Origin of the sequence: Streptomyces sp. SPB074, assembly GCF_000154905.1 — a bacterium.
GTDB lineage: Bacteria > Actinomycetota > Actinomycetes > Streptomycetales > Streptomycetaceae > Streptomyces.
Genome location: NZ_GG770539.1, coordinates 6,437,679 through 6,443,748, shown reverse-complemented (window position 1 = coordinate 6,443,748; position 6,070 = coordinate 6,437,679). Strand labels below are relative to the sequence as shown.

At 75.4% G+C, this 6,070-nt stretch carries 7 protein-coding genes; 5 read left to right on the top strand and 2 right to left on the bottom strand.

Features of this window, described 5'->3' with window-relative positions; genetic code table 11:
* Positions 1–137 precede the first annotated feature (137 nt).
* On the top strand, positions 138–677 hold the full coding sequence (locus tag SSBG_RS27530; protein WP_008749322.1) for a GNAT family N-acetyltransferase: 540 nt from the start codon (positions 138–140) through the stop codon (positions 675–677).
* Here the strand turns inward: SSBG_RS27530 and SSBG_RS27525 are convergent.
* Complete coding sequence (locus SSBG_RS27525; RefSeq protein WP_008749321.1) at positions 649–1,263, bottom strand: GNAT family N-acetyltransferase; 615 nt, start codon at positions 1,261–1,263, stop codon at positions 649–651. The two genes, SSBG_RS27530 and SSBG_RS27525, sit on opposite strands and share 29 nt — an antisense overlap.
* 232 nt (positions 1,264–1,495) lie before the next feature.
* On the opposite strand from SSBG_RS27525, the gene SSBG_RS27520 reads away from it, so the two are divergent.
* On the top strand, positions 1,496–1,951 hold the full coding sequence (locus SSBG_RS27520; protein ID WP_037870769.1) for a response regulator: 456 nt from the start codon (positions 1,496–1,498) through the stop codon (positions 1,949–1,951).
* A gap of 54 nt (positions 1,952–2,005) precedes the next feature.
* Here SSBG_RS27520 and SSBG_RS27515 read toward each other — a convergent pair whose 3' ends face one another.
* Positions 2,006–2,497, bottom strand: a complete 492-nt coding sequence (locus tag SSBG_RS27515) for a glutathione peroxidase (protein ID WP_008749319.1) — start codon at positions 2,495–2,497, stop codon at positions 2,006–2,008.
* A 301-nt stretch (positions 2,498–2,798) separates the two neighbouring features.
* Between SSBG_RS27515 and SSBG_RS27510 the strand changes: the two genes are divergently transcribed.
* The 3 genes from SSBG_RS27510 to SSBG_RS27500 all read left to right on the top strand — a co-directional run.
* A complete protein-coding gene (locus SSBG_RS27510) occupies positions 2,799–3,314 on the top strand; it encodes a hypothetical protein (RefSeq protein ID WP_008749318.1) in 516 nt (171 codons plus the stop codon).
* 91 nt (positions 3,315–3,405) lie between these two features.
* Positions 3,406–4,893: a flotillin family protein gene (locus SSBG_RS27505; RefSeq protein WP_037872049.1), complete on the top strand. Its 1,488-nt coding sequence runs from the start codon at positions 3,406–3,408 to the stop codon at positions 4,891–4,893.
* Between the two features lie 115 nt (positions 4,894–5,008).
* Positions 5,009–6,070, top strand: a 1,062-nt coding sequence (locus SSBG_RS27500; protein ID WP_037870767.1) for an NAD(P)H-binding protein, incomplete at its 3' end; no start/stop codon positions are given.

The following is a 6,070-nucleotide window of genomic DNA, read 5'->3' as shown; positions in this document are numbered from 1 at the left end:
CCCTCGGACTCTGCACCGGCTCATCGCTTCACCCCCGCGTTGACGGGTTCCTGGTGCTTCGTGACACTCGCGTGCCCCCACTTCGCCGGGGAAAACCGGCTATCGCCCGGATGGCCCAGCGAGAAAGAATGCGCCCCATGCGCGCCGCCCCCTCACGCCCCTCCTCCGCTCCCCCGCCCTTCAGCCTCGTCCCGCTCGACGTCCGGCACGCCCCCGCGATGGCCGCCGTGCTCGCCGACCCGGCCCTGTACCGCTTCACGGGTGGTGAGCCGCCCGGCGCCGAGGCGCTGGCCGCGCGATACGCACGGCAGCTCGCAGGGCCCGGCGAGCCCGGAGTCGCGTGGGTCAACCTCCTCGTGCGCACGGAGGAGGGCGGCGCCTTCGCCGGGTACGTGCAGGCGACGGGGCGGCGCGGGGAGGAGGCGGAGCTGGCGTGGGTCGTGGGGACCGCGTGGCAGGGGCGGGGGCTCGCGAAGGCGGCGGCGCGGGCGCTCGCCGATCGGCTCGCGGCGGCGGCGGGGGTACGGCGGCTGACGGCGTACGTCCACCCGGAGCACGCCGCCTCGGAGGCGGTCGCGCACGCGCTCGGGCTGCGGCCGGACGGCTCGGCGCGGGACGGCGAACGGCGCTGGGCGGGCCCGGCGCCGGTCAGTCCCGTACGTACCGCAGCTCCCTGAGGACGGGCCCGCCCCAGGCGCGGTAGTCGTCGGGGCGGTGACGGCCGTCGGCGCGGTAGCCGGCGCGCTCGTAGAAGCGGCGGGCACGGTGGTTGCCTTCGAGCACCCACAGCGCGACGGGCCCGGCGACGCGGGTGTGCACCTCCGTGACGAGAGCCCGCCCGACGCCCGTGCCGATCCGCTCGGGAGCGGCGTAGAGCGCGAACAGTTCCCCGGCGGGCCCCTCGCCGGGCCGGGGCAGCCCGAAGGAGGCCCAGCCGAGCAGTTCCCCGCGGGCATCGCGCGCGAGCAGGTCCGTGACGCGCCCGCGGCTCTCCCGGAACCACGCGGCGCGATCACGGGCGTCCGCCTCGGGGTCCATGGCGCCGAGGTATGCGGCGGGCACGAGACCGTCGTAGGCGGCGGCCCAGGCGCGGGCCCGCAGCCGCATGACGCGCGGGAGTTCGGCTTCGGTCATCTCGGTCACCTCTTCGCGCGCGTCCCGGCCAGCGGCCGGAGGACCGGCGGCGGAGTGGCCGGAGTCGGGGTGGCCGGAGTCGGAGTGGCCGGAGTCGGAGTGGCCGGAGTCGGAGTGGCGAGCGGGCATGGTGTGCTCCGGTGGTCGGTCGTCACGGGTGGTCCCGCCTGAACGTATGTCCGGGCGTGCGGCGGCGGGCGGTCTCCGGCGCGGGGCGTCCTCCCGCGGGGCGGACACCGGTGGGGCGGTGCGCGGGAGCATGGCGGCCGGTTCCCGGCCCCTGGCCAAAGGTGGCTGATCACGTACGGGTGCCGGTCTAGCCGCCGGGCATATGCTGGCACGCCACGAGGAGGGACGAGAGATGCCCGCGGAGACCGCGATCCTCCTGGTCGACGACCACCCGGACACGTTGTTCGCCCTGGAGAGCGTGCTCGCGCCGCTCGGGCGGCCCGTGCTGCGGGCACACAGCGGCGAGGAGGCGCTGAAGTGCGTCCTGCGCGGCGGGGTCGGCCTCGTCCTGCTCGACGTGGTGATGCCGGGGACGGGCGGCCTGGAGGTGGCCCGCTACATGCGGGGCGTCGACCGGGCGCAGGACATCCCCGTCGTCCTGGTCACAGGGCTCGGCAGGGAACGCGCCCTCGCGGAGCGGGCGCGCGAGCTGGGCGCCGCGGACCTGCTGACGAAGCCGGTCGACCCGTGGACGCTCTGCACGAAGGCGGAGTACCTGCTGGAACGGTACGAGCGGGTGACGGAACTGCGCGAGCAGGTGCGGGAGTTGCGGGCCGAGCTGGAGGGGGCGGCGGCACGGGAGCGGTGAGCGGCGGCCCGGCGCGTGGCGGGCCCGAAGGGCGGGGCCGCCACGCGCGGCGGTTCAGGCGGGGGTGAGGGTCTTCTCGATCGCCGCGACGACCTCGGGCGCCTCGGGCTCGGTGGGCGGGGCGAAGCGGGCGACGACGGCTCCGTCGGGGCCGACGAGGAACTTCTCGAAGTTCCAGCGGATGTCACCGCTGTGGCCCTCCGCGTCGGCCACGTCGACGAGTTCGCGGTACAGCGGGTGCCGGTTCTCGCCGTTCACGTCGGTCTTCTCGGTCATCGGGAAGCTGACGCCGTACGTGGCCGAGCAGAACTCGGCGATCTCCTCGGCGCTGCCCGGCTCCTGGCCCATGAACTGGTTGCAGGGCACGCCGAGCACCGTGAAGCCGCGGTCGCGGTAGGTCTCCTGGAGCCGTTCCAGGCCCTCGTACTGGGGGGTGAGCCCGCAGCGCGAGGCGACGTTGACGACCAGGACGGTCGTGCCCCGGTACTGGTCGAGCCGGGCGGGTCCGCCCTGGAGGGAGCTGATTTCCACATCGTGCACAGTCATGACCGCATCGTACGACCGGCCGCGCCGCCCCCGGCGGGCCGTACCCGGCGCCTTGACGCACCCCGCCCGCGCCGGGAGCACCGCGCGCCCGTCCCCGCGCCCGGCAGCCGCCGCGCCGCGCCGCTCCGTGTGTTCGCCCGGCCACCCGTGCGGGTGGTTCCGCGCCCCGAAGCCGCAGGGAACCGGCCGTCAACACTGCCGGAACACGGCAGTGCGGGGACGCCGGGCGCGGTGGGAGGCTCGGGACCCGCCCGGGGCCGTGCGGCCCCGGCGGAACGCGTGACGGGGAAAGGGGGGCGCCATGACCTGGTTCCTGGTGGCCGGGGTCGCGGGACTCGCGGTGCTCGCGCTGTCGCTCGTCCTGGATGGGCTGCTGGAAGGGCTCTTCGACGGGGTGTCCTTCCTGGACGGGCTGCTCGACGGGCTGTTCTCGCTGCCCGTCGTCGCCGCGACGGTGTCGATGCTCGGCTTCGCCGGTGCCCTCACGCTCGCCACGACGGACCTGGGCACGGGCGCGGCGGCGGGGACCGGCCTCGCCGCCGGGCTCGCGGCCGGGTGGCTGACCTGGCGCCTCACGCGCGCCCTGATGGGCGGCTCGACGGCGGTGACGCCGTGCGGCGCGGACCTCGTCGGCACCGCGGGCGCGGTGGTCACCGCGATCCCGGCGGAGGGCTTCGGCGAGGTACTGCTCTCGCTCGGCGGACAGCCGGTGAAGTACGCGGCGCGCAGCGCCGCGGCGGTGCCGCGCGGCGCCGAGGTGTGGGTCGAGGAAGCGCTCTCGGCCACGGCCGTGCGCGTACGCCCCGTCGAACGCTGAGCCGGGCGCCCGCCGCCCGCCGGTCCCGCACGACTCGTACAAGGCACAGAAGCGATCCCCGCGCGGCGGGGGCGAAGAGGGGGTGGAGCGGATGAGCCCAGTGGTGCTCTCCGTCAGCGGCATCGTGGTCCTGGCCGTCCTGGTGGCCCTGGTGGTCGTCACGCGGTACAAGGTCGCGGGGCCGAGCGAGGCGTTCATCGTGACGGGACGGCGCGGCACATCGCGCACGGACCCGGAGACCGGACGGATCTTCACGGACAACAGCGGCCAGAAAGTGGTGGTGGGCGGCGGGGTCTTCGTCGTCCCGTTCGTCCAGCAGCGGTTCACGCTGGAGCTGTCCTCGCGGCACATCCCGGTCGCGGTGCGCGGCGCGGTCACGCTGCGCGGTGTCAAGGCGAACCTGGACGGCGTCGCGATCGTCAAGGTCGGCGGCACCGAGGACTCGATCCGCGCCGCCGCGCAGCGCTTCCTGATGCAGCAGGGCGGCATCGTCGGCTTCACGCAGGAGGTGCTCTCGGGGGCGCTGCGCTCCATCGTGGGCCGCATGTCGGTCGAGGACATCATCCGGGACCGCGCGGCCTTCGCCGGGCAGGTCGCCGAGGAGGCGGAGGCGAGCCTGTCGGGGCAGGGGCTCGTGCTCGACGCCTTCCAGATCCAGGACATCACGACCGAGGGCTCCTACCTGGAGGACCTCGGGCGGCCCGAGGCGGCCCGCGCCCGGCAGGAGGCGGACATCGCGGAGGCCGTGGCGCGGCGCGCCTCGGAGCAGGCCAGGCTCAAGGCGGCCGAGGAGATCGCGATCGCGGAGCGGACCTTCGCGCTCAAGCAGGCCGAGATCAAGGCCGAGACGGACGAGGCGGCGGCGCGCGCGGCGGCGGCCGGTCCGCTCGCGCAGGCGGCGCGCAACCAGGAGGTGCTGACCGAGCAGGAGAAGGTCGCCGAGCGGCAGGCCGCACTCACCGACCGCGAACTGGACACGCAGGTCCGCAAGCCCGCCGACGCGGCCCGCTACCGCGCGGAGCAGGAGGCCGAGGCCCAGCGCATCACGCTCGTCAAGCAGGCCGAGGCCGACGCGCAGCGCGCCCGCCTCACCGGTACGGGCGAGAAGGAGCACCGCGCGGCCCTCGCGGACGCGGTGCGCCTGGAGGGCGAGGCGGACGCGGCGGCGATCCTGGCGCGCGGGGCCGCCGAGGCCGACGCGATGCACAAGAAGGCGGACGCCTTCGCGCGGTACGGGGACGCGGCGGTGCTCCAGATGCTGGTGGAGGTGCTTCCGCAGGTCGTCGCCAAGGCGTCGGAGCCGCTGGGCGCGGTCGACAAGCTCACGGTCATCTCCACCGACGGCGCGGGCCAGCTCCCGCGCGCGGTCGCGAACAACGTCGTGCAGGGCCTCGAACTGCTCACCTCCACGACGGGGGTGGACCTGACGGCGCTGCTGCGCCGGGCGACGGGCGGCGCGGGGACGGACGCGGCAGCCGCGGACGGCGCGGAGCGCGCGGACGCGGAGGGTGCCGGGGCCCGTACGGGTGACGGCGTGCCTTCTTCGCGGCGCACGGGGCACACGGAGATCACCGACTGAGCCCGGCGGCCGGTCACGGGGCGCCCCGCGCGCCCCGTGACCGGGTGCGGTCCGCGAGCGCGCGTTCCCCGGCCGCCGGTGCGATGGTGGGAAGAACGTCGTTCCGAGGGAGGCCGTGGTGCGTTGTCTGGTGACCGGGGCGAGCGGGTACATCGGCGGCCGGCTGGTGCCGGAGCTGCTCGAAGCGGGGCACAGCGTGCGCGCGCTCGCCCGTACACCCGAGAAACTGCGTGACTACCCGTGGACGGACCGGGTCGAGATCGTCAAGGGCGATGTCACGGACCCGGAGTCCTCGCGGGCCGCGATGGACGGCATGGACGTCGGCTACTACCTCGTGCACGCGCTGGCCTCGGGTCCGGGCTTCGAGGAGACGGACCGCGAGGCGGCGCGCAACTTCTCCGCCGCCGCGGGCGAGGCGGGGCTGCGACGCCTCGTCTACCTCGGCGGACTGACCCCGGCCGGGGTCCCCGAGCGGGAGCTGTCGCCGCACCTGCGCTCGCGGGCCGAGGTGGGCCGCGTCCTGCGGGCGGGGCCGACGCCCACGGCGGTGCTGCGCGCCGCCGTCGTGATCGGCTCCGGTTCGGCCTCCTTCGAGATGCTGCGCTACCTGACCGAGCGGCTGCCGGTCATGGTGACACCGAGCTGGGTGAGCACACGGGTGCAGCCGATCGGGGTGCGGGACGTGCTGCGCTACCTCGTGGGCGCGGCCGAACTGCCCGAGAACGTCGACAGGGACTTCGACATCGGCGGGCCGGACGTCATGACGTACCGCGACATGATGGACCGGTACGCGGAGGTCGCCGGGCTGCGCAAGCGCGTCATCGTGCCGGTCCCCGTGCTCACGCCGCACCTGTCCTCGCGCTGGATCGGCCTCGTCACGCCGGTGCCGCGCGGGCTCGCCCGGCCGCTGGCCGAGTCGCTGCGGCACGAGGTCGTCTGCGCGGAGCACGACATCGCCCGGTACGTGCCCGACGGGCCCGGCCGCCCGGTGCCCTTCGACACGACGCTGCGCCTCGCGCTCCAGCGGGTGCGGGAGGCGGACGTGGCCACCCGCTGGTCCTCCGCTTCGGTGCCCGGCGCCCCGAGCGACCCGCTGCCGACCGACCCGGAGTGGTCGGGCGGCTCGCTCTACACGGATGAGCGGGAACGCGCGACGGGCGCGTCCGAGGACGCGTTG